Below are 26,457 nucleotides of genomic sequence, written 5' to 3'. Positions count from 1 at the left end.
TTCGTATACGTGTTAGCGACGGAACGTCCCTTCGACGTCTTCTGTCGGTAAGATATTGATCCAGACAGACGGGTCGGCATCTTTACAGATGCGCGTGATTTCGCGAACCTCGTGTCGTTGTGCGACCATCATGAGCGTCGCTTTCTCGACTTTCGAGTACGTCCCGATTGCCGGCATGAGCGTGATGCCACGGAACACGTGCTGATGAAGTTCTTTCGTCACCTCATCCGGATGATTCGTCACGATGAAGAGCGTTTGTCGCTGCGTGTTCGTATAGATCTCATCGATCACTTTAGATGTCACGTACAAGAACACGATCGTGTAGAGTGCCGTCGGCCATCCGAACAGAGCACCTGCTGCGAGCGCGATCATCATGTTCATCAAGAAAAGATAAACACCGACCGAATTGTTCGTGAACTTCGCTAAAATCAACGCGACGATATCAAATCCTCCCGTCGATGCCCCGTATCGAATCGTAATACCCGATCCAATCGCCAAGAGCACCCCACCAAAAACCGCGTTCAAGAGCGGGTCGTCCGAGATGAGTTGAGATTGTGGAAGCAAGCGAATGAACAATGTGACCGAGGCGACACTGACAAGCGTATGGACCATCATGTTTCGTCCGAGCATAAAATAACTGACAACGAGCAATGGGGTGTTCAGAATAAAGAACCAAATACCTTCCCCTAGTTCGAACGGTGTGTCGGCAAACAATGTCGTCAAGATTTGGGCAAGACCCGTAAACCCTGTCGAATAGACGCCGGCTGGAATCAAAAACAATGTCATAGATAAGGCAACGAACAATCCTCCGATAATCGAGACGACCCCGATCCGTGTATGTTCTTTAACGGCTTCCGTCAAGCTTCAACTCCCCTTTCTCAAAATAGCTAAGAATCAAGATAACATAGATTATTCACGATGCATACAACAAATATGCAAGAAAACCAATCCGATTTTCACACAAAAACAAGCCGACCGAAGTCGGCTTGTTCGTATGAAACAATTGATTACGCTTTCACTGTTTCGATTGCAATCGATTCATTCGCAGGAACCGTTACTGTATTTCCATACACATTGATTGCTACGTCTGTACCACCTGTTTGTTTAATCGTCACTTGTTCACGTGATGAAGTGACCGTCAAGTGGTGACCACGCCAGAGCATGTTGAACGAGTAGCCGTTCCAGTCCTTTGGAATCATTGGACTGAATGAAAGTTCATCGTTTTGAATACGCATTCCTGCGAATCCATGTACGATCGACATCCACGAACCGACCATCGATGTGATATGCAATCCGTCTTCCGTGTCATTGTTATAGTTGTCGAGGTCAAGACGTGCCGAACGTTGATACAATTCGACGGCTTTGTCCTCATACCCAACTTCAGCCGCGATGATCGAGTAGACACATGGCGACAAGCTTGACTCGTGAACCGTACGCGGCTCATAGAAATCGAAGTTTGCACGCTTCTGCTCGACTGTGAAGCGGTCACTGAACGTGTAAAGTCCTTGTAGCACATCCGCCTGCTTAATAAAGTTCGAACGGAGAATGCGGTCCCAAGACCAGTTTTGGTTGAGCGGCAAGTGCTTCGGATCGAGGTCTTTCACCAAGATTTGCTCTTTATCCATGAAGCCGTCTTGTTGCATGAAGACATCAGGCACGAGGTCGTCTTTCGGATAGTACATTTTCGTTTGGATGTCCGCCCACTTCGCGAGTTCTGCGTCTGTGATGCCGAGTGTCGAAATGAGCTCTTCAAGACGTGCTGGCTCTGTTTCTTTCAAGTAGTCATATACTTCTTGCGTGTACTCGAGTGTCCACGCAGCGATCAAGTTCGTGTACCAGTTGTTGTTGACGTTGTTATCATACTCGTTCGGTCCCGTGACACCGAGGATCATATAGACGTCCTTATGTGGCACGAAGTTGACACGGCTAGCCCAGTAGCGTGAGATTTCAACCAATACTTCAAGTCCGTATTGACCGAGGTATGATTTATCACCTGTAAAGTTCGTATAGTTGAAGATGGCGTGCGCAATCGCACCATTTCGGTGAATCTCTTCATGTGTGATTTCCCACTCGTTGTGACACTCTTCCCCGTTCATCGTCACCATCGGATACAGGGCGCCTTCCATACCAACGTTTTTAACCGAGTTCTCTTTCGCTTGCGGCAATTGATTGTGACGGTACTTGAGCAAGTTCCATGAGACTTCCGGTTTTGCAGTTGCCAAGTAGAAGTGGAGGCAGTATGCTTCCGTGTCCCAATATGTCGCACCGCCGTACTTCTCTCCAGTGAATCCTTTCGGACCGATGTTGAGGCGTGAATCTTCGCCTGTATATGTTTGATACATGTTGAAGATATTGAAACGAATGCCTTGTTGGGCTTCGACGTCCCCATCGATTCGAACGTCTGCATCTTCCCAACGTGCGAGCCATGCTTCCGTCTGTTCAGCGAGAAGTGTTTCGAACCCCTTCTCAAACGCCGCCTCAACGCTTGTCATCCCTGCAGACTGTAACTCATCGATTGCATGGTCACGGTTTGTCACGACAGAAACATACTTATAAGCAGTCGCCGTCTCACCCGCTGTCGTGTCGACCGTAAACTTGTTTGCTACGAACAAGTCTGTCGCTTCGACCACTTCACAACGAGCCCCTTCTACGTCCGCAATCATCGATGCCGTGACGTGCCAATCGAGTTTTTTCGTCTTCGTAGTTACGAATCCGAAACGTTCTTCGATGCCACGATCGACAGGAAGCCAAAACTTCTCGTCATAGTTCGAGTCTTCATTGACGACATCACCATCTAAGTAAGGGGTGAACTCGATTTTCGCTTCATAGTTTACCGGTGTGACGTTATAACGGATTGCCAATACTTCTTTATCGACGATCGAGAAAAATCGGATGACTTCAACTTTCGTCTCTTCTGTTCCATTCAACAAAGTGAACGTTCGTGTCAAGACGCCGCGTTGCATGTCGAGCTCACGTGTGAAATCTTTTACATCCCACTTCGCTAAATCAACAGGTGTACCATTGATGACAACACGTAGACCGATGACGTTTGTCGCGTTCAATACTTTTGCAAAGTATTCAGGATAGCCATTCTTCCACCAACCGACACGGGTTTTGTCAGGGTAGTAGACACCCGCTACATAGAACCCTTGGTGCGTGTCATTCGAGTAATCTTCTTCAAAATTACCTCGCATGCCCATATGCCCGTTCCCGAGCGATGTGAGCGATTCAGCAAGACGGTTTTCTTTCGGGTGAAGACCTTCTTCTGTTACTTTCCATTCATCGACTGCAAACAATCGTTTCATCTGTCTGCCACTCCTTTTTCTCTACAAGACTACCTTCGATGGACAATCCGCTTGTGCAACCGTTTGTCTATGAAAGCGCTGTATTTATTCTCACCTTTCATTTTACACAATTAAACTCAGAATGCAATCGTTTGCATAAAACTTTTTCTTTCTTTTTTTCGTCACATTTTTTACTTAATCAATTCCGTCTTTCGGAGAAGGAGTAAGCGACAATCAAATAGATACACGGGTATCTTTTAGCTCTACCTACAAAAGGGTATTTTCTCCAAATATCGAATGAATGATTAATCAGTTTCGTTTGGATTGATCAATCAACGAGAGAGGGTATTATGTATGGTAGAAAAAATGTTGCGGCACAGTTGGAACGTACTTTCAGGCTTGTTTGTACTACTCTGTTCACTTTGGTTGAGTGGCCCTGGAATCGCTGAAACGGATACACCCGATTATCGATGGCACTTCATGTTGTGGTTTGTGCTTTGGACGATCGGTTTCATCCTGCAGTTCAGAGGACGAACAATATGGATCGGTTTATCCATTACGATGATTCCGACGCTTTATTATGTGGTGCTGGCTTTAAGGGCGATGGAATGGATCAGTTAAGGCATACATAGTCAGGAGCTATACGAAAAAAGCACCATTCCCTTTCAAACAAATGAAGGGGAATGATGCCGTTTACATATCGCGTGAACATGACCAGTTGCCTCAACTATTTTCTTTTTCTTGATCCTTACCGAATGCCGCATTCGCCTCATGCCCTTCGAACAAGGCGCTCCGTCCGTCATTGAATCCCGTGTCCGGTTCGTCGATGATGAGTGCATACCCACCTTGCTTAATTTGAGACATCGCCTGCTCGACCTCGTCATCTGAAATCCCTAGGTTTTCGAGAGCTCGTCTCATATCCTGTTCTTGGTCGGAATTGTCTTTGAAATGCTCTAACCAAGAGGTATCCCCTTCTTCGACTTTCACATTGGTCTTTCGTTTGATGACATGGACGGCGTCATCTTGCTCTGTCACGACGTATAGCTCGCCTTCGTCATATCCATTTTCTTTTAGTTCATTGATTTTGGAAAGCACGTTCCCTTTTTCCTCATATGTCCCGACAAATCGTCTTTGACTCATTTCAGTTCATCCTTTCAATTTCTTTCGTTCGTGTAAGCTGTTCCCTTATTCGCTCCAATTCAATCAAGAAGATATAGAAAGAACGACCCCATTTTCGTGAAGTCGTCCATCCAGTCAAATATTCGATTCTATTGTTTGCGACTTTTTCCCGTTCTTCTGACCACACGATTGACGGATGACCAAATAATGAGGGACGATGACGCGCTTTCCATAAGGTGGGGCACTATCACTGATTTGTTCAATCAAGCAATTCGTCGCCTCAAAACCAAGACCGAAAATATTGATTTCGACTGATGTGAGCGGTGGGTTCGAATGTTCTGCGATATACACGTTGTTGAAACTGACAACCGCCACATCTTCCGGGATTTTTAGCCCCATCTCACTAAGTGTGCTGATGACACCGAGCGCCATCATATCATCGCTGACAACGACCGCGGTCGGCGGTTCTTCATTTTGTAGCAACTCACGTACGGCTCTGGCCCCACCTTTTGTCATAAACTCAGCCCGCGCAATGTAGTCTTCACATACCGGGATGCCCGCTTCCATAAGGGCGGTCGCATAACCGTTTCGACGGTCTTGTGTCACGGCGAGTTTGTCCGACCCACCGATGAAGGCAATTCGTCGATGTCCTAAATTATAGAGATGTTTCGTCACTTCGCGTCCGGCCAAATAGTTGTCCGTATCGACATATGTGATCGATGAAGCATCCCCGAACGGCTTCCCGACCACGACGAATGGAAACTTCGTTTGACGTAAATATTGGACAACTTGATCGTCTTCACGTGAATAGAGGACGATGACACCGTCGACACGGCGTCCCTGTACCATCTCAATGACACCGGACAATACTTCTTCCTCTGTCACCCCGGTCGTCATGTAGAGCGAGTACCCATTCTGATGCGCCTTCGTGCTGATTCCTCGCAACACTTCCGGGAAGAATGGGTTTTGGAGAGTCTTTGTCGCCGCACTCGGCATGACGAGACCAATCGACTGTGTCGAGCGGTTGGCGAGACTTCTTGCATGAATGTTCGGATGATATCCGAGCTCTTCCATCGAGCTTCTGACCCGTTCTTTTGTCTTTTGACTAATTCTTGGGCTGTTGGCGATGACACGAGATACTGTCGACGGTGCGACGTTCGCATGTTTCGCAACATCTTTGATTGTAATTTGCATGGTGTTCCCCCCTGCTTCCGTGAATTCAATTCGTGCCTTTCGGCGTTCATCTATTTATTTGCGACGTTTCCACATGACCAAACCTGTCAAGAAAATCGGAATCGTGACGACGAGTAACCCAACCATCCACGGGTTTACCGATGACTCCTCAACAATGTAAGCGTTCGCACTTTCACCAGATAGTTCAATTGTAAACGTTCCACGCTGATCTGTGACCAGTTGTGAGAATAAAAGACCACGAAGTCTTGTATCTTCCCCGATTTCACTGACATCGATGTCAATCTCTCGATCCTCACTGTTCATGTTGATGGCGTATAACGCGACTTCATCTCCGTCTTTTCGTTCAAAGACAGCCATCCCGTCTTCCGAGGCGATCATGCGCTGCTCACCAGTCGCAAAGACCGGGTACTCTTCACGCATACGATTCATCGTTGCGACGTACTCATGCAAGTCTTCGTTTCCCGGGAAATCTGTCATGACCCGGTTGGCTGGGTCTGCCCCACCGGTTTGGGCGTTTTCTGTCCCGTGGTAGACAATCGGCATGCCAGGTGATGCATAAAGTGCGAACAATCCGAGTCTCAAGCGACGCTCTGCCGACTCCACGCCCCCGAGGTCCGCCATGTGCATGAATCGTTCGACATCATGGTTATCGAGGAATGTCGCCATTTGATTCGGGTCGTTGAAAAACGTCTCGGCATAGCTTGCGGCAACATCGATCTCATCGACATTCGCTTGTTTCTGCGTCATCGTTTTTGATACTCGGTCGTAAAATGTAAAGTTTGTGATGCTATTGAACCCGAGATCATCATACTCGGCGACGTATTGTGGGTCCGGGTCAAATACTTCAGCGAGTAAGTAAAAGTCCGGGTCGACCGAACGGACGCTCTCGACAAAGTCTTTCCAGAACGCTTTGTCGACGTGACGGACCGTGTCGAGTCGATATCCATCGACCCCTGTCTCTTCAATCCAATACTTCGCTGCATCAATCAAATACGATTTGACTTCTGGGTCTTCTGTTTTAAAATCAGGCAAGTCGAACAACCAATGCGTTTCGACCTGCTCCTGGTCTTTCCAAAATACGATTGGGAGCTGTTCGTGGAACCACTCTGGTTTTTCCTCTACCCATGGATGGTTTGGTCCGACATGGTTGACGACGAAGTCGAGAATGACTTTCATGTCACGCTTGTGCGCTTCATTGACAAGCTTCTGCAAATCTTCTTTCGTCCCAAATTGTGGGTCAATGTTGTAAAAATCTTTAATCCAATACCCGTGATAGCCATCCGGCATGTTTTCAAAAACAGGTGTCAACCAAATCGAAGTGAACCCGAGAGATTCGATGTAATCAAGCTTTTCAATGACACCTGGAATATCACCGCCATGAAAGGCTTTCGGGTCATTCAAATCCACCTGCTCATTGTTGTCCGGATTCCCGTCAAAGAATCGATCGACCATAATAAAATACATGCGTTCTTGTTCCCAAGTAGCGGCTTCCTTTGCCCCGACAACGGTCGGAAACAAAAGAAGCGACAGGAGAACGAGCACGACGCCTCGCCTCATATCGCTTCCTCCTTTTTAAGAATTATCCTTTCGTACCACCTGCAGTGAGACCCGAAACGAAATAGCGTTGGAACATGAAGAACAAGATCACGATTGGAAGGGCTGAAAGAACAGCACCTGCCGCAAACAATGTGAAGTTGTTATCGAACTGTCTTGAAATCATGTTGTAAAGACCAACTGCCAACGTTTGTTTCTCCGGTGAACGAAGGACGAGTGAAGCCAAGATGAAGTCGTTGAATGGTCCCATGAAGTTGAAGAGAGCAATCGTAGCGACAATCGGCTTCGCAAGTGGCAAGATGATTTGCCAGAAGATTCGGAGGTGACCAGCACCATCCATACGGGCAGCTTCGTCAAGTTCTTTCGGAATCGTGTCGAAATACCCTTTTGCCAAGTACGTGTTCATCGGGATTGCGCCACCCGCATAAAGCAGGATGAGCGCTGTGTGCGTGTCAAGAAGACCAAGCATGTTGAGAAGCACATAAATCGCGATGATCGCAACGAACTGTGGCACCATTTGAAGAACGAGGAACATGATGAGCGAGTTCTTTCGTCCGACGAAACGGTAACGTGAGAAAACATATCCAGTAATCGTCACCAAAATAACTGCAAGTGCCATCGTAATGAAAGCGATTTTCAACGTGTTCACATACCATAAACTATAATCTGAAATCGTTAAATCAAACAAGTTTTTATAGTGAACAAGCGTCGGGTTAGTCGGAATGATAGTTGACGTAATCGTACGCCCTGGGTTAAACGATGTTCCAAGTACCCAAAGCATCGGATAGAGAATGATGATCGACGCAAGCGTCAAGATGACATACGAGATCGCCAAATTGATTCGTTTTTGTTTTTTCATATCAGATCATATCCTCGTCTTTGAAAGATTTTGTCCGACGGAACTGGATGACCGCAAGTGTCATGATGAAGAATGACAGAATGAGCGTAATCGCAGCCGCAAGTCCGTATTGCGGGTTGGCACCGAGAGACAATTTGTAAATCCAGGAGATCAGAATGTCGGTACCGCCGGCCGTTTGTCCAGGTACAGCAGGGCCACCGCCATTAAAGAGATAAATAATGTTGAAGTTGTTAAAGTTGAACGTGAACTGCGTAATCAAAATCGGTGCAGTTGCGAACAAGAGCATCGGCAAAGTGATCAAGCGGAACTTATCAAAGATTGTCGCTCCGTCAATCGTCGCCGCTTCGTACAAGTCACCAGGAATCGACTGAAGCACACCTGTCATGAGTGTCATGATGAACGGGAATCCGAGCCACCACTGAATGAGTACGAGTGCCGATCTTGTCGCGGTCGGGTTTGTAAACCAATCGACCGGGTCGAGCCCGAGTGCCGGTAGAATCGTCGTATTGAACACCCCGAACGATTCGTTGAACATCGAACGGAAAATCAAGATCGTAATGAATGCTGGAACCGCCCAAGAGAGAATCAAGATCGAACGGAACAAGCGACGGAAACGAAGTCCTTCTTGGTTCAAAATGACAGCAAGGAAAATACCGATTGCGATGACACCTGTCGTTGATGCGACCGTCCACACAAGTGTCCAGCCGAGTACACCGAAGAACGTGTCACGGAAAATATCGATTTCAAAAATACGTGTAAAGTTCTCGAATCCGACCCATTCAACCAGTTTCGCTGGTGGAGCATTGTTATAGCGATAGTTCGTAAAGGCGATCAAGAACGTAAAGATCAACGGAAGAATAACTGTAAATACAAGCAAGATGAGTGATGGGATTAACATTAAATATGGGAATCCATGGTCACGCAAGTTGCGTAGCTGCATTTGGAACGATGGTAGATTTAGATGCTGATCACGAGCGCGACCGACACGATAGGCGTCACGAATATTCCAAACATAGAATGCGATTCCAAAGAATAGTAAGATTAACGCGACAATCCCCTCGACCATCAAGAAGATGGAGTGGTCGTTACGAGGTCCTGGCACTTCACCAAGCGTGATCAATCCCCAAAGTCCTCCACGGTCACCTGGTCCGGCACCCGCCCCTTTGAAAAACAGATCATAGTTTACGGCAAAATAGGATACGACGACGATAAAGAACGCTACCGCCTTCGCGTATTGTTTGTTGTATAACTGGCCCAGTCCCGGAATGATGGAAAGTAATCCCGCGTTCCGAGCATGGTTTGTAGGCTTATCCGGGCGTTGGTCCGGTGATTTAGGGTTCGCAATTGCAGCCATCCTCAGTTTCTCCTTTCGATTTGAGCAAATCAATAAAGCAAACGTTTGCTCAATGTTAGAAAATGATGGGGAACGCCTTATGGCGTACCCCGTCATTTCAATTCCTTATTGGTTGTTCGCTTGGATTTGTTGTTCGATGACTTTTACTGCATCGTCTGCAGATTTTTGTGCATCTTGTTTACCAGTCGCTACAAGCTGAAGGGCTTGTGCCATCGGCTCCCAAACTTGTCCCATTTCAGGAATGTTCGGCATTGGGATTGCATTTGTCGCTTGGTCGAATACCGCTTTCGCAACTTCGTTCGACGTGATTGTCTCGTTCGACTCGAGTGCTGCTACTGGTGGGATTTCGTTGTATGCTTCAAACATCGCCAATGCGTTTTCTTCATTCGTTAACTCTTGAAGGAACATCTCAGCCCACTCTTGGTTTTCTGTGTAAGCTGAAAGGGCATATGTTTTCACACCCATGAACGTTTTGATTGGCTCACCGTTCGGAAGTGTCGGCATCGGAGCCGCACCGAGGTTCACGCCTGCATCTGAATAACCAGCTACAGCCCAAGGTCCGTTCATGACTGAATGAGCTTTCTTCTCAGTGAAGAGTTGGTCCATCGCTTGGCCGCCAGACTCACCGATCAACCCTTTAGGGAAGAGGCCTTCTTCGTACCATTTACCGATGTACTCGAATCCTTCAACAGCTCCTTCGTTGTTCAAACCGATGTCCATTGGGTCGAGTGCGCCACCGTCTTCTTGGAAGACATATCCGCCAAATCCAGCAATCACACCGTGTGCGAAGTAGAAGTTATCCCAAAGTGCAAGGAATCCATATTCGCCGTCAGCTTTTACATCGTTTGACAACTTGTAAAGGTCGTCCATTGATGCAGGAGCTTCAGACATCAAGTCTTTGTTGTACATGAGAACTGGTGTCTCAACTGATTTTGGATAACCGTATGCTTGACCGTCGAACATGACAGCTGATTTCGCAGCGTCTGTGAAAGGATCGAGTGTTCCTTCGTCAGTGATCGGAGTCAAGTGACCTTGGTCTGCAATTGTACCAAGTTGGTCGTGTGGTACGAGTACGATGTCTGGACCTTTACCAGCCGGGCCGTCAAGCGCAAGCTTGTCTTTTTGGTCTGTCATCTGTACTTCAACGACTTCAACTTTTACGCCATGCTCTTCTTCGAATGCTTTCGCAACTTCTTTCGTTGTCTCAGACTTTTCGATGTCTTCCCAAATGACGATCTTCTCAGGTTTGTTCTCGTTTGAAGAACCACCTTCATTCGAAGTCTCGTTGTCTGTTCCGCCACCACATGCAGCAAGTGCACCGAATGCGAATACTGCTGTTGAAAGTCCTGCTACCATTTTTTTCATCTTCATGATGAAAAACCTCCCCAAGGAAATAGTATGGTCAGATTTGCGCAACCGCACGACCGCATCAATTTTAAAACTCCGCTACGAAATTGACACGGTAGTGAAAACGTTTGCATCCTCACCTCAATTTTTATTATACAGTTGTGAAAGCGTTTTACAAGTCTTTTTTTACACTTTTTTTACGTCTGTTGACCCATTTATGTAATTTTTAATTTTTTGTTCAAAATTCATCCCATTTTATACGTTTCAGCAATTGACAAAATGTAAACGCTTTATTAACCTTTGCTTGAGCAAACGTTTTCGCAACTCCTATTCTCTTAGATAATCGGTGTTGTAAAATGATGTCATCCCCAATTATAGAAAGGATTGTTTTCCTTATGATGAAAGAATCGATTTACCATCGCGCCATGTCACCGTTCGTCTACAAATACGATCGTGAGACGGTCCATATCCGTTTCCATACGAAACGTGACGACATTGAATCAGTAGACTTGATTTGGAACGACCCTTACGATTGGCATGCCGAAGACCCGGCAATGTGGAACTTTGACCCAGACAAGCCGAGCTATTGGCGTACATATGAGACTCCAATGGAGAAGATTGGGTATGACGATACATTCGACTATTGGTTCATCGCCGTCAAGCCGCCGTTCCGACGTCTTCGATATGGGTTCCGCTTGAATGACGGACAAGAAACGGCCGTTTACACGGAAAAAGGTTGGTTCGATGAAAAACCACTCGATGATACGGGCTATTACTTCTGTGTACCGTTCATTAACCCGATTGACATCTTCCACGCACCTTCATGGGTGAAAGACACGGTCTGGTACCAAATCTTCCCTGATCGTTTCGCCAACGGAGATGAGTCGCTCAATCCAAAAGAGACACTCGCTTGGAACTCGACCGAACCGACGACGACAAACTTCTTCGGTGGTGATTTCCAAGGAGTAATCGACCATATCGATCATTTGGTCGAACTCGGCATCACAGGGATTTACTTCTGCCCGATCTTTAAGGCGACGACGAACCATAAATACGACACACTCGACTACATGGAAATCGATCCACAGTTCGGAACGAAAGAGAAATTTAAAGAGATGGTCGACCTGTTGCATGATAACGGGATTAAGGTCATGCTCGATGCCGTCTTTAACCACGTCGGATATCATCACCCGTGGTTCCAGGATGTCGTAGAGAACGGTCCGTCTTCTGAGTACCGCGATTGGTTCTACCTTCGTGATTTCCCGATCACGACAGAACCGAAGCCGAATTACGACACGTTCGCGTTTGAGAAAAATATGCCGAAAATCAACACGGAGCATCCAGAATTAAAAGCATACTTATTAGAAGTTGCTCGTTACTGGGTCGAAGAGTTTGGAATCGATGGATGGCGTCTTGACGTCGCCAATGAAGTCGATCATGCTTTCTGGCGTGACTTCCGTAAAGCCGTCAAACAAGCGAACCCTGAAGCTTACATCCTCGGGGAAATTTGGCACGATGCTCAGCCGTGGTTACAAGGCGACCAGTTCGATGCCGTCATGAACTACCCGTTCACAAACGCAAGCCTCAACTATTTCGCGCTTGACCGGACGACCGCTTCCGAGTTCCGAAACGAGTTGACGCGTGTCGAGATGATGAACACGATGAACGTCAACGAAGTCACGTTCAACTTGATCGACTCACACGACACACCACGCGCCTTGACACGAGCGAAAGGTCATAAAGGTAAGTTCAAACTCTTGATGACCTCGATGCTCACATACACTGGTAGTCCGTGTATCTACTACGGAGACGAAATTGGACTTGAAGGGGAACAAGACCCGGGCTGCCGTCGTTGTATGCCGTGGGATGAAGCCGAGGAAGATCGTTCTCTCTTCCGCTACATTCAAAAATTGATCCAACTCCGAAAAGATCATCCGGTGCTCGCAAACGCCGGCTCGTATCGTTTCAACTTGGTCGACGATACGAACAATGCGGTCATCATCGAGCGTTGCACGAAGGACGAGACGTATTTGGTCTACTTCAACAATTCCGACTCGACTTCGAAACTAAACCCGCTCGGATACAGCGGCCCCGCTTACGATCTGTTGAATGACCGTGATCTCGAATCACTCGAAATCGAGCTCGCACCGTTTAATGCGGCTATTTTAAAACTGAAATAATTTCGAAAATCACCTGATTGTTTCGGGTGATTTTTCTTGTTGGAAATAATTCAGCAAACCCCTTTCTTTTTCATTTCATAAGGAGTAAGATGACCTTTGACATTTTTACAAAACAAATAGTTAACAGAAAGAATTATAGAGAAAAAGGAGAATCCACCACATGCAGACAAAACAACCAGAGCAGCTCAGTCTGTTCAAATTGTCTTGGCCAATCTTCATCGAGCTTTCCCTTCACATGGGAACGGGAATCATCGCCACATTGATGCTCGCCCACTACTCAGATGCTGCCGCTTCGGCCGTCGGGGTTGCCAACCAGATTTTGAACATCTTTTTAATCGTATTCAGTGTGACGTCTGTCGGGGCCACTATCTTGATCGGTCAGGCCATCGGTGCCCAGCGTATGAAGAAGAGTCGTGATTTTGCCCGCTCTGCCGTCAGTTTGAACATGTGGCTCGGGGCAATCATGGTCGGCGTCATCTTCTTGTTCGGCGAGACATTTTTACGCTTGTTCGGACTATCGGATGAACTGTTCAAACACGGTCTGTTGTTCCTCCAGATTGTCGGCCTGTCATTGTTCACCGAAGCACTCATCATGGCACTCAGTTCGATTCTACGCAGTCACGGCATGACGAAGCATGCCATGCTCGCGACAATGTTAATCAACCTCATCACTGCGGCCGGAGCGATCCTTTCCGTCAGCGGCTTGTTCGGACTTCCGGTCACGGGCGTTGCCGGGGTTGCCTGGGCCATCGTGATTGCACGTTTTTCTGCAATGATTCTATTATTTTGGCTCGTCAAACAGAAACTGACGATTCATTTCCCGTTAAAAGAAGTGATTCGTCCGAAGAAAGACGACATCCAGTCACTCCTTAAAATCGGTGTCCCTTCTGCCGGGGAGAACTTGTCGTATCAGGCGTCACAAATCGTCATCACCGGGTTCATCGCGACGATGGGCGAGGCTTCCCTCGCCGCACGTGTGTATGTCATGAACTTATCAATGCTCGCCTTCTTGTTCACTGTCGCCATCGCTCAAGGCACACAGCTTTTGATTGCCCGTGATGTGGGGGGGAAACGATTTAAAGAAGCGTATCACCGTGGTGTCAAAACATTAAAGATCGCCATGTTCGTCTCTCTTATCGCTGCTCTTCTGTTAGCATTTAATAGTGAATCACTCCTTGGCCTATTCACGTCAAACCCTGACATCATCGCGGTCGGTGTCCCACTACTATGGGCGACGCTCATTTTAGAACCGGGACGTGCGATGAACATCGTCTTGATGGGCTCGTTGAAGTCAGTCGGCGACGTCCGCTTCCCGGTCATGATTGGTATCGCCTCGATGTGGGGCGTCGCCGTGGCGTTCAGCTACTTGTTCGGTCTCCAAATGGGACTCGGGATTCTCGGGATTTGGCTCGCTTTCTCTCTCGATGAGTGGTTCCGTGGATTTTTCGCATATCGGCGTTGGAAATACGGAACGTGGCAACAAAAAGGCTTCCAGTTCGAAGCAAAATCAATCACCTAAAAAAGCGGCCGCGGCCGCTTTTTATTTCGTCAAGAATGCCTGCATCGCCTGACGATGCACATCCGTGTCCCCACACTTCCGTTGCCAGTCGATTTCTTCATTCAATCCGTCCTCAAATGAAGTGGCTCGCATGAGCGCCTTCATTCCTTGAACAGCGACCGGTGATTTCGCCGCGAGTGCCTCCGCATATGAAGTCAATCGCTCTGTATACATCGCATCTTCCACGAGCTTGGTGACGAGCCCGAATGTATGCGCGACCTCCGAGTCAATCGTACTGCCACTCCATAACCAATCTAACGCAAGATCGTCTCGCATGAGTCGACGTAAGTGATAAGGTCCACCCGCATCCGCCACCAACCCGATTTTGATGAACGCCGAGCTGAACTTCGTCGATTTGGCGACAATCCGAACATCTGCCGCAAGGGCTAAGCTGAGTCCCGCCCCTGCCACTACGCCATGAATCCCTGCGATTAGTGGTTTACTGCACGAGTGAAGCGACCGAACGAGTGGATGATATACCTCTTCTAAATATTCCCCGTAGTCTGCGTCGCTCTCAATCGTCAAATCTTGTCCGGATGAGAATGCCCGTCCTTCGCCAACAAGGACAATGACGCGAACTGCGTCATCTTGTTCAAATGAATCGATTGCCGTTTTCATTTCACGAAGTAACGTCTCGTTCAAGGCGTTCAGTTTTTCAGGCCGGTTCAATTTCAACCACCCTACCCCGTTATGTGTCGTCAATTGAATCGTTTCCACTTTCATTCCCCCTTTAAAATGAATCACTGTTCATTTCTTCATCATTCCGTCATACTCCTTCCTTTGCTGAAAAGTTTTTTGAAGTTCAATTGCCGGGAAGTTGGTTGATTTGCTATTCTAAAAGGAGTCGGTCACGAAAGGATGAGTCAGATGCAACTGACAAATGCCGCTCGGCAACTGAAACAAAAGAAGATTCCATTCACTTATCATACGTATGAAGTCGATGAAGCCGATGTCTCTGCCAAACATGTGGCGATGACGTTAAATAAACCGCTCGATGAACTGTACAAAACGATTTGTCTCACGAACGAGAACAAACAATACGCCTTCTTTCTCATATCAGGAGAACGAGACATTGATTTAAAGGCAGCTGCAAAAGCTTGGGGAGCGAAGAAAGCATCGCCAGTCCCAATGAAGGAGCTCGAGGGCTTGACCGGTTATATTCGGGGTGGCGTCTCTCCGATCGGGGCGAAAAAACTGTTTCCCGTCTATCTCCATGAAGCTGCCAAAGATAGAAAAACGATCACGATCTCTGCCGGGAAACGGGGTTACCAAATCGAATTAACACCTGAAGATTTACTGCAATTCACAAACGGTCACTGGTTCAGCCAGTGACCTTACTGGGGGCAAAATTATGTGGAAAGAACGCATCCGTTCGTGGATCCCAAACTCCTTTACGTTCGGAAATTTATTTTGTGGTATCATCGCCATCGTCTATGCCGCTCGTGGTGACTTCTCTAACGCCACGCTGTTGATTATCATCGCGATGATGCTCGACAGTTTGGACGGGCGCCTCGCACGCATGCTCGGAGTCGCAGGAGACTTCGGGAAAGAACTAGATTCACTTGCTGACATCGTCACGTTCGGAGTCGCACCGGCGATGCTCGCTTACTACACCTTCTTTATTGATTACGGCAATTATGGATTGTTTTTTGCGGCGCTCTTCCCGTTATTCGGGGCATATCGTCTCGCCCGCTTCAATTTATCCGCGACGAATGTTGCAGCGAGTTACTTCTCTGGGGTGCCAATCACGGCCGCTGGTGGACTCCTCGCCGTCATCACGACGTTTGGAGACCGGGTCAGCGAACTACTGACACCGATTTTCTTTACAGGGCTTGCCTTGTTAATGGTGAGTCGCGTCCGTATCCCAAGTTTTAAGGACGTACCTCTACCTCGCCATTCATTCATCATCACCATCAGCCTCGTCTACGTGACATATATGATGTTCGCCCGGTGGAAAGAATGGCCGACATTTTGGTTTATCGCCGTTCCGTTTTACGTCTTATTCATCGCCTTTTCATTTGTGAAAAAACGAAAACGTGTCGCCAATTAAGAGTCTCGCTCATCGAGGCTCTTTTTTCATACACACATTTGTTAGACGAAGATTGAAATGAGCTTTAGAATGAAAGAAGAGGTGATGAAATGAAAGTGTATCCGTTTATTTGGAAGTGGTTTATTTTATGGTATGTTGTCGGTTTGATTTTGGTCGGATTCGACCTTCTACCGCCATGGTTGGAGTGGGCGAACCCGGTCTTTTTATGGTTGGCCGGTGCAATCGGCGGAACGATTCTCTATCAAGGATTGCGCCAAGGGATTTGGATCGTTCCTTTTATCTTTTTCGGTTCGATCGCAGTGGAGACGCTCGGTGTGAAAACCGGTTTCCCGTTCAGCGAGTACATTTATGCCGAGGCGTTTGGCCCGACAGTGTTCGGCGTGCCCGTCACGATCGGAGCGGCATGGCTCGCGGTCATCGGTTCTAGCTTTGCCGTGGCCCGCCTCTTCACATTCCGTAACAAGATTTTATGGCTCGTCCCGATTCTTGCGGTATGGCTCGATATGGCGATTGATCCGGTCGCGGCAAATGTAAAGGGTTACTGGCTATGGGCCAATGACGGGTTATACTATGATATCCCGACACAAAACTTCGTCGGATGGTTCGGGTTATCCCTCATTTTTTCATGGCTGTTACAGCGTCATGAACGCACTGTCGACTCTTTGTTCATTCGACACGGGGTGTACTTGTTCGTCATGCTACACGTCCTCTTCGGTGTGACAGCGGTGAACGCAGGTCTATACGGGATCGGCTTCCTAAGCGTCATCACTTCCGGGGTGATTCTTCTAGAAAGGAGAGGTCGCGATGATCGAGTCACACAAACAGAAATGGTTCAATGATATATTCTCCACATTCGTACGAGAGCGTCAAATTCGGCCGACGTTTCACAACGTCTACATCAGAGCAGACGACGTGCCGACGCCAGGACTATTCTTAAGCACACATAGCGCCTGGTGGGATGGGCTCATCATGTATATGGTGAACGAGCATTTTTTAAGACATGACATTCATGTGTTGATGGATGAGGACGGACTCCGTCGCTTCCCGTTCTTTCGTCATCTCGGAGCATTTTCTGTAAAAAAGGGAAGTTTATCTGACGTTCGTGCCTCCCTCGCCTATGCGAATACGTTACTTGAGTCTGGTAAATCTGTATGGTTGTATCCACAAGGTCGAGAGGTGCCGCAAGAACGTCGCCCCGTCGAAATCGAATCGGGAGCAACCCTCCTACTCAATGATCGACCTTTCCATCTCTGTGCCATGTATTACGCATTTGAAAGCCATGCGGAGCCGGTTGTCTATGTTCGCTTTCGAAAGTATAACGTGACAGCAACAACAAGAAGGGCGCAGAAACAAGAGATTGCGCAAGCACTCGAACAACTGTATGACGATGTAAGACATGACGTCATCACACATTCAAACGCCTATATCCCACTGTTTCGGTCACGCCGAAACCTCGCCGAGTGGACCGAAACAATCTTTCGAATCGGGAGGGGAGGCTCATGATATTATGGCTGATCACCCTCTTTATGCTCATCTTCACGATCGTCAATCTGCTGTTCTTGAGACCACTCTCAAGTCCGGGACAAACACCAGCAACGGCCGTCTGTATCCCGATGCGGAACGAGTCTCGCCATGTCGACAACCTGATTTCCAATCTGAAGACGGCGATACCGGAAAAGGTCCACGTCTACATTTACGAAGACCGCTCCGAAGACGATACATACGAAAAATTGGAGCGTGCCATCGCAGACGACGACCGCTTTACAATCATCAAAGGCGTCCCCTTGCCTCAAGACTGGGCCGGCAAAGTCCATGCTTGTCATCAGCTTGCGATGCGCACGACCGAACCGTATCTTCTCTTTTTAGATGCGGACGTCACGATCGACCCCAGCTTTATTGCACGCATGCATGCCACGCTCAGTCGCGAACGAGCCGTATTTTTATCAGGATTCCCTCGATTCCCGACGTCGAGATTTCTCGGGAAATTGATCATTCCGATGCAACATGTACTCATCGCCCAACACCTTCCACTGTTTTGGCGAAAAGTAAAACATCCGGCGTTCGCAGCAGCGAACGGGATGAACGTACTCGTCGAAAGGAAGAGTTATGAAGAGGTTGGCGGGCACGCTGCGATTCGAACATCTTTGATTGATGATATCGATTTATGCCGAACGTTCAAGCGCCAAAAAAAAATCACGTCACTCGTTCAAGTCTCTCCGTTCATCTCTTGCGATATGTATGAAACGAACGAAGAAGTATGGTCCGGGTTTTCAAAAAACGTTTTCAAGGGAATGAATGAATCAGTAGGACTCGCCTTGTACTTTCTGACGTATTATTCGATTCAATTGACGGGAATGGTCGCATGGATATTTGATCCGAGCTGGCAAACGGTCAGTGCAGCACTTTTCGTGATTCTCGCCCGCCTCGCTGTCGATTGGAAGGCAAACGGAACCGGTACATGGTTACATCCACTTAGTATACTCGTTTATTTGACCTTACTCGGGAACGCCGTCATTCGAAAGTGGAGGCGGATGCCCATCACTTGGAAAGGTCGTCACTATTCTTAACGCGTCTTAAGGGGGACACACGTATGAAAAAGATTGTTGTGATTGGAGCTGGACTCGGTGGACTCAGCGCCGCAGTCACGCTTGCGGCTCGTGGTTATGACGTCACGGTCATCGAAAAGAATGAACATGTTGGTGGAAAGCTCATGCCTGTCATCACTGACGGACATCGGTTCGATTTCGGTCCGAATACAATCACGATGCCGGATGTATTTCGCTCTGTCATCCGAAACAGCGGGGCCAATCCAGACGACTACTTTGAATTGATCAAGCTTGACCATCATACCGTCAACCATTACTCGGATGGCTCCTCACTCACGTTCAGTGCTGATCGGGCACAACTCGAGGCGGAAGTAAGGCGATTGACGAATGATCAAATGAAAAAAAATCAATTACATGCATATTTAGACGAGGCGGAGAAACTGTTCCGTATCGCAAATGAACGATTCTTTACTCGGATGGAGACAAAAGTAGACCCTGGTCTTTGGGCAGACATGGTGAAGGTACATCCACTTCAAACTTTGCACGCCCTTCATAAGAAATACTTCAAAGACCCGCGCATCATCCAGGCACTCGATCGATACGCGACATATATCGGGAGCAGTCCGTACGTGACACCCGGCACGTTCGCTCTCATTGCGCATTTAGAGCTGAATGAAGGAGTATACTTCGCAAAAGGAGGAAACTGGACCATTGCGAAAGGGTTCGCCAAGCGGGCAAGTGAGCTTGGTGTGACGTTCCGACTCGGACATGAAGTCACGAAGATTGAAGTGTTGGACGGGAAGGCACGCGAGGTCATCATAGATGAACAGGAGAGCCTCTCGTGTGATGCGGTTCTTCTAAATGGAGAATTGCTCACTCAATACCCACGACTCATCGATGCCAAGGATCGCCCGTCCTTCCCTGTCCCGACGCGTGATACCGTCGAACCATCGATTTCTGCATTCGTCATGATGATCGGATTATCAAAAAGATTGAACCTCGCCCATCATAACGTCTATTTTTCAGACGATTATGAACGCGAGTTTCAGTCACTTTTCCAAGAAGAGCGCTATGCGGATGAACCGACAATATATATATCCAATTCATCTGCGACCGATCCGTCGATGGGCGAAGCGGGTGACAACTTGTTCATCCTCATCAATGCACCCGCTCATCTGACCGAGATCGATGCGGATACGTACGAGCATTTGATTCGTCGTCGCCTTCGTCAGTTCGGTGTGGACTGGAAAGATGAAGAAGTGACTTATCATAAACGCGTCACGCCTCAAGATTTGTCCCGTGACTTTTATGCATATTATGGTGCGCTATATGGAACATCGGCCAACTCAAAAAAAGGGGCCTTCTTCCGACCGGCTGCCCGGTCGACGGACGTGTCGAACATTTGGTTTGCCGGTGGCTCCACCCATCCTGGAGGCGGTAGCCCAATGGTCACGCTTTCAGGACAATTCGCCGCACGGTCGATGTTAGAGGACATACCTCTGACAATATGAACATTTTGTGAACGTGAGTTTCGACACTTGTCGACAAGTTTGAGACGTGATAATATCATATTCGAGTTCAAACAGTTTTGTAACATCGGTTACACCTGTAGCGATCGAGTGGCTTCCCCGAGCCAAATCGCGTTTTGAACTTGTCACACCCGAGAAAGTGATGAACGAGTTTCCCCACTCGTATCCCGTAGTCGAGACAGCATGCGTATGATGTTCCCCCTTAGTCCATCAAGCATCCTGTGTCGACAAAGATGTCCCATCGACTCATTCCCCATGAGTCCCGGCACATTTTTAGGGTTTCATCACAAAGAGATCCATTCATTTCCCCGATGAATGGATCGCAAAACGCTTACGCCACTTTTGGTCCCCCGCCAAAAGTGGTTTTTTTGTATGAAAAAACTGCAGTCGCATGATGCGCTACAGTTCATTCGATCTCATAGTTTCGCCAACAACTTCCCTTTTTGCAAAGTCGTCACATATGCTCGTTTTGTGAAAACGTCGTATCGATTTGCGCGAGCAGCATCTAAAATCCCTTCATACAGAAGGGCCGCCGCTTGCACCGGTTTACGACTTGCAGGCGGGTACAAATGGTGTGTCTCCCTAGCCTGTTCATACAGAGATGCCGCGCGTGCCGCCAATGCTTCCCACAATTGAATGAATGATGGTGTTACTTCTCGTTGACGTAACATCTCTTCACTCACTCCATATTGTCGCATCATCGCACGTGGCAAATAAATTCGATCACGGGTCAAATCTTCTCCGACATCTCGTAAAATGTTCGTCAATTGCATGGCAACGCCGAGATCGATGGCGCCCTGCCTTAGCTGACGCTTCGTCGAGGCATCCTGATTCGGGACTAGGATCGGAAGAAGCATCAGACCGACCGTACTCGCCGCATAATAGCTGTACTGTTCCGTCTCCTCAAGCGTCTCATATCGTGACTTATGTAAGTCCCACTTCATTCCTTCTGCCAACTCAAAGAATGGGTCGACGTCCATTTCGTAGCGTTGCCATACGTCGCGAAGGGCAATCCATAATGCTTCCTCTTGATGATCACCAGCCAAGAAACGATCGAATGCATGCAAAAACGTCGCCAAACTCTCTTCTGGGCGGTCTGATTCATCGACCGCATCATCAAGCGTCCGGCAAAATGTATATACGGCCATAACCGCTTGCCGATCTGGTTTAGAGAGCAAAGAGAAGGCCCGATAAAAGGTCAACGAACCTTTCTTCATGATTTCCTCACATTGACGATACGCTTCTTGTGTCGTCACGATGTATTGCCCCCATTTCTTCTTCCATTTTTTTTACGAGTAACTGTGATCCAATCATGACGATTGGTACGCCGCCGCACGGATGGACAGATGCGCCTACCGCATACAGCCGTTCGATTTTCGAGTATGGTCTCGCCTGTGGTTTGAACGCGGCCGACTGGGATAACTTCGGTGCAATCCCAAAGCTCCCTCCTTCGAACAAACCGAACCGCTCGGCATCCATCGGGGTCCGCACTTTCATCTCGATCACACGTTCACGGAAATCGGGTAGTAACGTCTCGATTCGACCTAATAAATGCTCGATCGTCCCTCGTGTCTTAAAGTCGACGCGTTCTAGTTTCCGCGGAACCGGGACGAGTACGTATAGCACGCTCGTTCCCTTTGGCGCCAGTGTCGCATCGATCCGTGACGGGTTGAACGTGTACATCGCCGGGTACTCACTTAGTTTACCATCCTCGAAGATCGTGCGCATCGATCCCTCAAAATCATTCGGTAAATCGAATTGATGAACCGGTAAATCAAGATCCCCTTTGACGGTGAAATAAAGGAGCAACGTGCCACTAGACGGTTCATACGCTTTCGGGGTCACGCCATCGATGAGTCGCTCCATGAGTGGAAAATCTCCGTTCACGACGACTGCATCATACGGCACATGCTCTTGATTGACTGTGACGCCGTTTGCCACCCCATCCGTGACGTGAACGCGATCGACGTGGGCGTTCATGACGAACTGGACACCTCGTCGTTTCAACTCTTGTTCCATCTTCGTCACGAGCGAGAAATATCCTCCTTTTACGTACCAAACCCCTTCTTCCTGCTCTCGATAAGGAATGAGTCCGTATAAAGAAGGGGTCGCGTACGGATTCCCGCCTATATAAAGTGTCTGTAGACTATAGGCCACACGTAACCGTTCATCCTCGAAGAATCGTTTCATGTTCGCATGGGCCGTCTCGTAAGCTTTTAAGCGCATGAGGAGCAGTAACAATCTCGGTTCGAACAACTCTGTTTTCGATTCGTAGCTACGATCCAAAAACGTATCGAACCCGATCCGATACTCTTCTTTTTTCTGTGCCATATAGTGGCGGAATGCATCCCCTTCACCGAATGCCCGCTCAATTTCTTCAGCCTGCCGCTCAATGTCCCGATACTTATAAAACGACATCCCGTCCTGATAGCGCAAACGATAGAGCGGATCGACTTCAATCAGTTCGACTTCATGTTCAGGAAGACCCGCTTCTAGCAATTGTTGTTTGAGTTTACTCGGTAATAAGACAATCGTAGGACCTTCGTCGATCTTCGCACCATTTTCGAATTCAACATAGTTCAACCGACCGCCGACACGAGTCTCTTTCTCATAGATCGTGATTTGAAGCGACGGATTTCGTTTTGTCAGTAAAAGGGCAGCGTAAAGCGTTCCGACACCGGCTCCTACAAAACTGATTTTCATCGGCCGACACCTGCCCGGTCACGCAAAAGGTTCGATGTGATTCGAGCTGATTCAAAGATGGTTGGAAGCCCGCTCCCTGGGTGGGTCCCGCCACCGACGAGCCAGACGTTGTCGAGTTCTTCGAATTGGTTGTGCGGACGGAAATACATCATTTGCGACAAATTGTGACCTAGGTTGAACGTTGCGCCTTCATATACGCCGAACGCCTCCCAATCCCTTGGAGTCAGCGTCTCCATCACCTCGATGTGTTGACGAATGTTCCGATACGGGGAACGTGTTTCAAGCGCGTCGAGGACACGTTCTGTCATCGTCGCCTGCAATGCATCCCACGAGAGACCGGACAGATTGTTCGGTACCGGTACGAGCACATATAGCGACGACTTCCCATTAGGTGCGAGTGTCGGATCGATGCGTGAGGCGTTTTGTACGTAAAACGAGAAGTCTTCGCTCAACTTCAATTCTTGCGTCATCTCTTTGACGTTCGATTCATAATCGTCCGCAAAGTGAATCGAATGGTGTGCCACGTCCTCATAGATGTGATCGAGCCCGAGGTAGAGCATGAACGTCGAACAAGAGTAACGTTTCTTCTTGAGTTGTGTCGGACTCCACTTCGATAACGTGCCATCCGGAACTAAAGACGTCATCGCATGTGCGAAATCAGCACCGATAATGACTTCGTCGAAGGCGTAATGGACGCTTCCTGATACGAGTCCGGTCACATTCTGACCATCGATCAGGAGACGTTCTACTGGTTGACCTAAACGAATGACGCCACCCTCTTCTTCGACTACTTTAGCCATTGCATGACAGAGCTGATTCACTCCCCCAATCGGGTGATGGACTCCATAGGCGTGTTCCATATAGGACAAAATCGAAAAACCACCCGGACACTCCCAAGCGGACATCCCTAAATATTTTGCCTGAAATGTGAACGCATATTTCAACTCTTCGCTCGTAAAGTACTCGGACAAGACGTCATATAATGATTTACCGATCGAGAGAAACGGAAGTGCCTTCAACACTCGCAACGATACATAATCGGTTAGTTTGTCATGGGCGGTTTGAAGCACGGGCATCAACTTAGACAGTTTGATCGCCTGTTCACTCATGAACCGCTCATACCCTTCCCCGTTACCAGGAAACTGCTCTTCAATGTCTCGATGCATCTGGTCACGATCTGTCGTCATCGAGAGCCGTCTCGTTCCACGATCGAAATATAGATCGTACATTGGTTCTAGTCGTTTCATCTCGACGTAATCATGCAGATTACGTCCAGTCTCCTCAAACATTTCTTCCAGAATATAAGGCATGTTTAAAAAAGTAGGTCCTCGGTCGAACGCGAACTCGCCTACTTCTAAACGTGACGTTCTCCCTCCTACGAATGGTTGTTTCTCGAATACAGTGACGTCTACCCCACGATGCGACAGTAGCATCGCGGCAGCCAATCCACCTGGTCCTGCCCCAATCACGGCAACTCTTTGTTTCGACACACTCAACAACTCCCTATGTGAATAGTCTCTTATGCTTCTCTATCATTATAGAAATGACTGGAGACAAGTTCAATTCTGAATCGGTTGATTGAGCAGGTTCTCCTTTCCACGGCCGGCAATCACGATATACCAGGACCCTTCCGGAATGAATGGAATGAACCGAATTTGATCGAACCCGACCTCTTGCATCTGTCTACGTAACCTTGAGATGGTCGGAAGCGGGTACAGGTTATCGTGAAGCGTCATGAACGCATTGAACGCTGAGGCGAATCGCCCGCCAAGAGCTGTTTCAGCGAGCGGTGTCACGAGTACCGCAACCCCATTTTCTTCTAGTCGATCCCGAAGCCTTTCTAACAACTTGACCCGCTCTTCAGGTGAGAAGTAATAGAGCATATTGTTCATCATGACCGCATCAAAACGCTCCTCTGTTTCCCAGTTCATGAAATCAGCGACTTCGAAATGAATCTCGCCACGCTCATCTTGCAAGCGCGCCTCTTCAATCACTTCTTCTTCTAAATCGATTCCCGTCAACTCCCAGTCTGGTTCAAGACCTTGTAGCTTACGCAAATATCCGCCGTGACCGCAACCGACATCAAGCATTGAACGGACATTCGCTTGACGCAACAGCTGTTGCACGATCGGAAACGCGACCGTTCCGACGAGCGTCGACGTCTTCGCCACGACTTGACCGTGTTCGGCACCATCGAACGTTTTCTGTTTCCCAGACTCTAAAAATTCTGGATAGGCGATCAATGCAGGAATGTGAAGTTCCATCATCTCTTGAAGCATGAATCCGATACTTCGTTCGTCGTTACCGGATAATTGATACTTCAGTCCCCGTGTCGGATAATAGCGCCACCCTCTTTTCTTCAAATGACGCACAGCGACCCCGACCTCCAACCAACGCTCTAAGGCGAGCTGTGTCAGCGGTTGTTTTAATCGTAAATTCATCTCAGCCCGACTCGCCCCACCTTGTAGTGCATCGAATAGCCCGAATTTATACCCGATATAACCGTGCCATAATGGTAAAAACGATTCCGTCTGCTTCATCCATTTCCGCGCATGTAACACGCGTGTCCATTCCATCACTTGTTGATCCATTGTTTCACCTCATCATCATGATTACTGATTTTTTTATTTTCCCCTAATAATTTATGTACAAACAAAAAAATCCCACTTCGGCATGCGAAGTGGGAAAGTCAGATCAAATAAAACTGTTAAAGAAAGATAATCCATACGGTAATGCATAACCGACGAAGATGGTGGCAAGCGTTAAAATCACAAATCCGCCGAACATGACGTTCGATGGTTTGTTCTTCTTCAGCTTGACGAGCGTCATCTCACCAAAAATCAGAGCGAGTAACCCGACCGTGATTTTCACGTGATAGAACGCACCGCCCCCATTCAGTTGAAGGTAAAGGTACAATCCCGTTCCGAAAGCGATGAGTAACATGAGTCGAAACGCCATGTGTGCGATTTTTCCGCTCTTATTCCCATTCTTATAACCGACGTAGGCAACGGCAAACAAAATAAGTAATAGTACCCAACTCGTGACGTGCGTGTGCAAGAATGCAATTAGCGGCATTCTAGTGTCCCCCTTTATGATGTTGTACAGTCTTCATTGTACACGAATCAACTGACATGTGGTCAAGTGAACGCTTTATTCAAAAATGAGCCATCCCTCATCGGA

General features: G+C 47.9%; 23 protein-coding genes. 9 read left to right on the top strand and 14 right to left on the bottom strand.

The genetic code is table 11. The features are described 5' to 3' along the window. Positions 1-12: 12 nt before the first annotated feature. Entirely contained in the window at positions 13-861 is an 849-nt protein-coding gene (locus tag KNP00_RS10750; RefSeq protein WP_215145048.1) for a YitT family protein, read from the bottom strand. Positions 862-1,007: 146 nt separating this feature from the next. After that, positions 1,008-3,305, bottom strand: coding sequence for a glycoside hydrolase family 65 protein (locus KNP00_RS10745; protein WP_215145046.1), 2,298 nt, complete (start codon positions 3,303-3,305; stop codon positions 1,008-1,010). Between the two features lie 333 nt (positions 3,306-3,638). Here KNP00_RS10745 and KNP00_RS10740 point away from each other — a divergent pair, with 333 nt between their 5' ends. After that, positions 3,639-3,905 (top strand): hypothetical protein, encoded by a 267-nt coding sequence (locus KNP00_RS10740; RefSeq protein WP_215145044.1) that lies wholly within the window; start codon positions 3,639-3,641, stop codon positions 3,903-3,905. A gap of 102 nt (positions 3,906-4,007) precedes the next feature. On the opposite strand, the gene KNP00_RS10735 is transcribed toward KNP00_RS10740, so the two are convergent. The 6 genes from KNP00_RS10735 to KNP00_RS10710 all read right to left on the bottom strand — a co-directional run bounded on the left by KNP00_RS10735 (position 4,008) and on the right by KNP00_RS10710 (position 10,735). Further along, positions 4,008-4,424, bottom strand: a complete 417-nt coding sequence (locus KNP00_RS10735) for a YflT domain-containing protein (RefSeq protein WP_215145043.1) — start codon at positions 4,422-4,424, stop codon at positions 4,008-4,010. A 114-nt stretch (positions 4,425-4,538) separates the two neighbouring features. After that, positions 4,539-5,597 (bottom strand): LacI family DNA-binding transcriptional regulator, encoded by a 1,059-nt coding sequence (locus KNP00_RS10730; RefSeq protein ID WP_215145041.1) that lies wholly within the window; start codon positions 5,595-5,597, stop codon positions 4,539-4,541. A 54-nt stretch (positions 5,598-5,651) separates the two neighbouring features. Then, on the bottom strand, positions 5,652-7,154 hold the full coding sequence (locus KNP00_RS10725) for an alpha-amylase family glycosyl hydrolase (protein WP_215145039.1): 1,503 nt from the start codon (positions 7,152-7,154) through the stop codon (positions 5,652-5,654). 22 nt (positions 7,155-7,176) lie between these two features. Then, a complete protein-coding gene (locus tag KNP00_RS10720; RefSeq protein ID WP_215145037.1) occupies positions 7,177-8,010 on the bottom strand; it encodes a sugar ABC transporter permease in 834 nt (277 codons plus the stop codon). A gap of 1 nt (position 8,011) precedes the next feature. Continuing rightward, a complete protein-coding gene (locus KNP00_RS10715; RefSeq protein WP_215145035.1) occupies positions 8,012-9,364 on the bottom strand; it encodes a sugar ABC transporter permease in 1,353 nt (450 codons plus the stop codon). A 105-nt stretch (positions 9,365-9,469) separates the two neighbouring features. Next, on the bottom strand, positions 9,470-10,735 hold the full coding sequence (locus KNP00_RS10710) for an extracellular solute-binding protein (RefSeq protein WP_215145033.1): 1,266 nt from the start codon (positions 10,733-10,735) through the stop codon (positions 9,470-9,472). A gap of 371 nt (positions 10,736-11,106) precedes the next feature. On the opposite strand from KNP00_RS10710, the gene KNP00_RS10705 reads away from it, so the two are divergent. Then, positions 11,107-12,891 (top strand): glycoside hydrolase family 13 protein, encoded by a 1,785-nt coding sequence (locus tag KNP00_RS10705; RefSeq protein WP_215145031.1) that lies wholly within the window; start codon positions 11,107-11,109, stop codon positions 12,889-12,891. 160 nt (positions 12,892-13,051) lie between these two features. Then, positions 13,052-14,410: an MATE family efflux transporter gene (locus KNP00_RS10700; RefSeq protein ID WP_215145029.1), complete on the top strand. Its 1,359-nt coding sequence runs from the start codon at positions 13,052-13,054 to the stop codon at positions 14,408-14,410. A 21-nt stretch (positions 14,411-14,431) separates the two neighbouring features. On the opposite strand, the gene KNP00_RS10695 is transcribed toward KNP00_RS10700, so the two are convergent. Next, a complete protein-coding gene (locus tag KNP00_RS10695; protein ID WP_240542848.1) occupies positions 14,432-15,172 on the bottom strand; it encodes an enoyl-CoA hydratase/isomerase family protein in 741 nt (246 codons plus the stop codon). A gap of 144 nt (positions 15,173-15,316) precedes the next feature. Here KNP00_RS10695 and ybaK point away from each other — a divergent pair, with 144 nt between their 5' ends. The 6 genes from ybaK (at position 15,317) to KNP00_RS10665 (ending at position 20,556) form a co-directional block, all read left to right on the top strand. Continuing rightward, entirely contained in the window at positions 15,317-15,781 is a 465-nt protein-coding gene (ybaK, locus tag KNP00_RS10690) for a Cys-tRNA(Pro) deacylase (protein WP_215145025.1), read from the top strand. Positions 15,782-15,800: 19 nt separating this feature from the next. Further along, positions 15,801-16,499, top strand: coding sequence for a CDP-diacylglycerol--serine O-phosphatidyltransferase (gene pssA / locus KNP00_RS10685; protein WP_215145017.1), 699 nt, complete (start codon positions 15,801-15,803; stop codon positions 16,497-16,499). Positions 16,500-16,588: 89 nt separating this feature from the next. Then, on the top strand, positions 16,589-17,338 hold the full coding sequence (locus KNP00_RS10680; RefSeq protein WP_215145015.1) for a carotenoid biosynthesis protein: 750 nt from the start codon (positions 16,589-16,591) through the stop codon (positions 17,336-17,338). After that, a complete protein-coding gene (locus KNP00_RS10675) occupies positions 17,304-18,002 on the top strand; it encodes a lysophospholipid acyltransferase family protein (protein ID WP_215145013.1) in 699 nt (232 codons plus the stop codon). The genes KNP00_RS10680 and KNP00_RS10675 overlap by 35 nt, the downstream gene beginning before the upstream one ends. Then, positions 17,999-19,066, top strand: a complete 1,068-nt coding sequence (locus tag KNP00_RS10670; RefSeq protein WP_215145012.1) for a glycosyltransferase family 2 protein — start codon at positions 17,999-18,001, stop codon at positions 19,064-19,066. The genes KNP00_RS10675 and KNP00_RS10670 overlap by 4 nt, the downstream gene beginning before the upstream one ends. A gap of 23 nt (positions 19,067-19,089) precedes the next feature. After that, positions 19,090-20,556, top strand: a complete 1,467-nt coding sequence (locus KNP00_RS10665) for a phytoene desaturase family protein (RefSeq protein WP_215145010.1) — start codon at positions 19,090-19,092, stop codon at positions 20,554-20,556. A 434-nt stretch (positions 20,557-20,990) separates the two neighbouring features. On the opposite strand, the gene KNP00_RS10660 is transcribed toward KNP00_RS10665, so the two are convergent. From KNP00_RS10660 to KNP00_RS10640, 5 genes are all read right to left on the bottom strand, one after another. Further along, positions 20,991-21,830 carry a phytoene/squalene synthase family protein gene (locus tag KNP00_RS10660; RefSeq protein ID WP_215145008.1) on the bottom strand — a complete coding sequence of 280 codons (840 nt, stop codon included), beginning with the start codon at positions 21,828-21,830 and terminating at the stop codon, positions 20,991-20,993. Next, positions 21,799-23,277 carry a phytoene desaturase family protein gene (locus KNP00_RS10655; protein WP_215145006.1) on the bottom strand — a complete coding sequence of 493 codons (1,479 nt, stop codon included), beginning with the start codon at positions 23,275-23,277 and terminating at the stop codon, positions 21,799-21,801. Before KNP00_RS10655 ends, KNP00_RS10660 begins: the two co-directional genes overlap by 32 nt. Beyond that, positions 23,274-24,767, bottom strand: coding sequence for a phytoene desaturase family protein (locus KNP00_RS10650; protein ID WP_215145004.1), 1,494 nt, complete (start codon positions 24,765-24,767; stop codon positions 23,274-23,276). Before KNP00_RS10650 ends, KNP00_RS10655 begins: the two co-directional genes overlap by 4 nt. Before the next feature lie 69 nt (positions 24,768-24,836). Continuing rightward, positions 24,837-25,868: a class I SAM-dependent methyltransferase gene (locus KNP00_RS10645; RefSeq protein WP_215145002.1), complete on the bottom strand. Its 1,032-nt coding sequence runs from the start codon at positions 25,866-25,868 to the stop codon at positions 24,837-24,839. 103 nt (positions 25,869-25,971) lie between these two features. Further along, positions 25,972-26,352: a YisL family protein gene (locus KNP00_RS10640; protein ID WP_215145000.1), complete on the bottom strand. Its 381-nt coding sequence runs from the start codon at positions 26,350-26,352 to the stop codon at positions 25,972-25,974. Positions 26,353-26,457: the final 105 nt, after the last annotated feature.

It is taken from the genome of Exiguobacterium qingdaonense (assembly GCF_018617855.1).
Classification (GTDB): Bacteria; Bacillota; Bacilli; order Exiguobacteriales; family Exiguobacteriaceae; genus Exiguobacterium; species Exiguobacterium qingdaonense.
This window is presented reverse-complemented; position numbering and strand designations above follow the sequence as displayed.

Excerpts from the sequence above, each read along its gene's own strand:
- KNP00_RS10745 (WP_215145046.1), bottom strand. The coding sequence starts at position 3,305 with ATGAAACGATTGTTTGCAGTCGATGAATGGAAAGTAACAGAAGAAGGT.
- KNP00_RS10740 (WP_215145044.1), top strand. The coding sequence starts at position 3,639 with ATGGTAGAAAAAATGTTGCGGCACAGTTGGAACGTACTTTCAGGCTTG.
- KNP00_RS10735 (WP_215145043.1), bottom strand. The coding sequence starts at position 4,424 with ATGAGTCAAAGACGATTTGTCGGGACATATGAGGAAAAAGGGAACGTG.
- KNP00_RS10730 (WP_215145041.1), bottom strand. The coding sequence starts at position 5,597 with ATGCAAATTACAATCAAAGATGTTGCGAAACATGCGAACGTCGCACCG.
- KNP00_RS10725 (WP_215145039.1), bottom strand. The coding sequence starts at position 7,154 with ATGAGGCGAGGCGTCGTGCTCGTTCTCCTGTCGCTTCTTTTGTTTCCG.
- KNP00_RS10720 (WP_215145037.1), bottom strand. The coding sequence starts at position 8,010 with ATGAAAAAACAAAAACGAATCAATTTGGCGATCTCGTATGTCATCTTG.
- KNP00_RS10715 (WP_215145035.1), bottom strand. The coding sequence starts at position 9,364 with ATGGCTGCAATTGCGAACCCTAAATCACCGGACCAACGCCCGGATAAG.
- KNP00_RS10710 (WP_215145033.1), bottom strand. The coding sequence starts at position 10,735 with ATGAAGATGAAAAAAATGGTAGCAGGACTTTCAACAGCAGTATTCGCA.
- KNP00_RS10705 (WP_215145031.1), top strand. The coding sequence starts at position 11,107 with ATGATGAAAGAATCGATTTACCATCGCGCCATGTCACCGTTCGTCTAC.
- KNP00_RS10700 (WP_215145029.1), top strand. The coding sequence starts at position 13,052 with ATGCAGACAAAACAACCAGAGCAGCTCAGTCTGTTCAAATTGTCTTGG.
- KNP00_RS10695 (WP_240542848.1), bottom strand. The coding sequence starts at position 15,172 with ATGAAAGTGGAAACGATTCAATTGACGACACATAACGGGGTAGGGTGG.
- ybaK (WP_215145025.1), top strand. The coding sequence starts at position 15,317 with ATGCAACTGACAAATGCCGCTCGGCAACTGAAACAAAAGAAGATTCCA.
- pssA (WP_215145017.1), top strand. The coding sequence starts at position 15,801 with ATGTGGAAAGAACGCATCCGTTCGTGGATCCCAAACTCCTTTACGTTC.
- KNP00_RS10680 (WP_215145015.1), top strand. The coding sequence starts at position 16,589 with ATGAAAGTGTATCCGTTTATTTGGAAGTGGTTTATTTTATGGTATGTT.
- KNP00_RS10675 (WP_215145013.1), top strand. The coding sequence starts at position 17,304 with ATGATCGAGTCACACAAACAGAAATGGTTCAATGATATATTCTCCACA.
- KNP00_RS10670 (WP_215145012.1), top strand. The coding sequence starts at position 17,999 with ATGATATTATGGCTGATCACCCTCTTTATGCTCATCTTCACGATCGTC.
- KNP00_RS10665 (WP_215145010.1), top strand. The coding sequence starts at position 19,090 with ATGAAAAAGATTGTTGTGATTGGAGCTGGACTCGGTGGACTCAGCGCC.
- KNP00_RS10655 (WP_215145006.1), bottom strand. The coding sequence starts at position 23,277 with ATGAAAATCAGTTTTGTAGGAGCCGGTGTCGGAACGCTTTACGCTGCC.
- KNP00_RS10645 (WP_215145002.1), bottom strand. The coding sequence starts at position 25,868 with ATGGATCAACAAGTGATGGAATGGACACGCGTGTTACATGCGCGGAAA.
- KNP00_RS10640 (WP_215145000.1), bottom strand. The coding sequence starts at position 26,352 with ATGCCGCTAATTGCATTCTTGCACACGCACGTCACGAGTTGGGTACTA.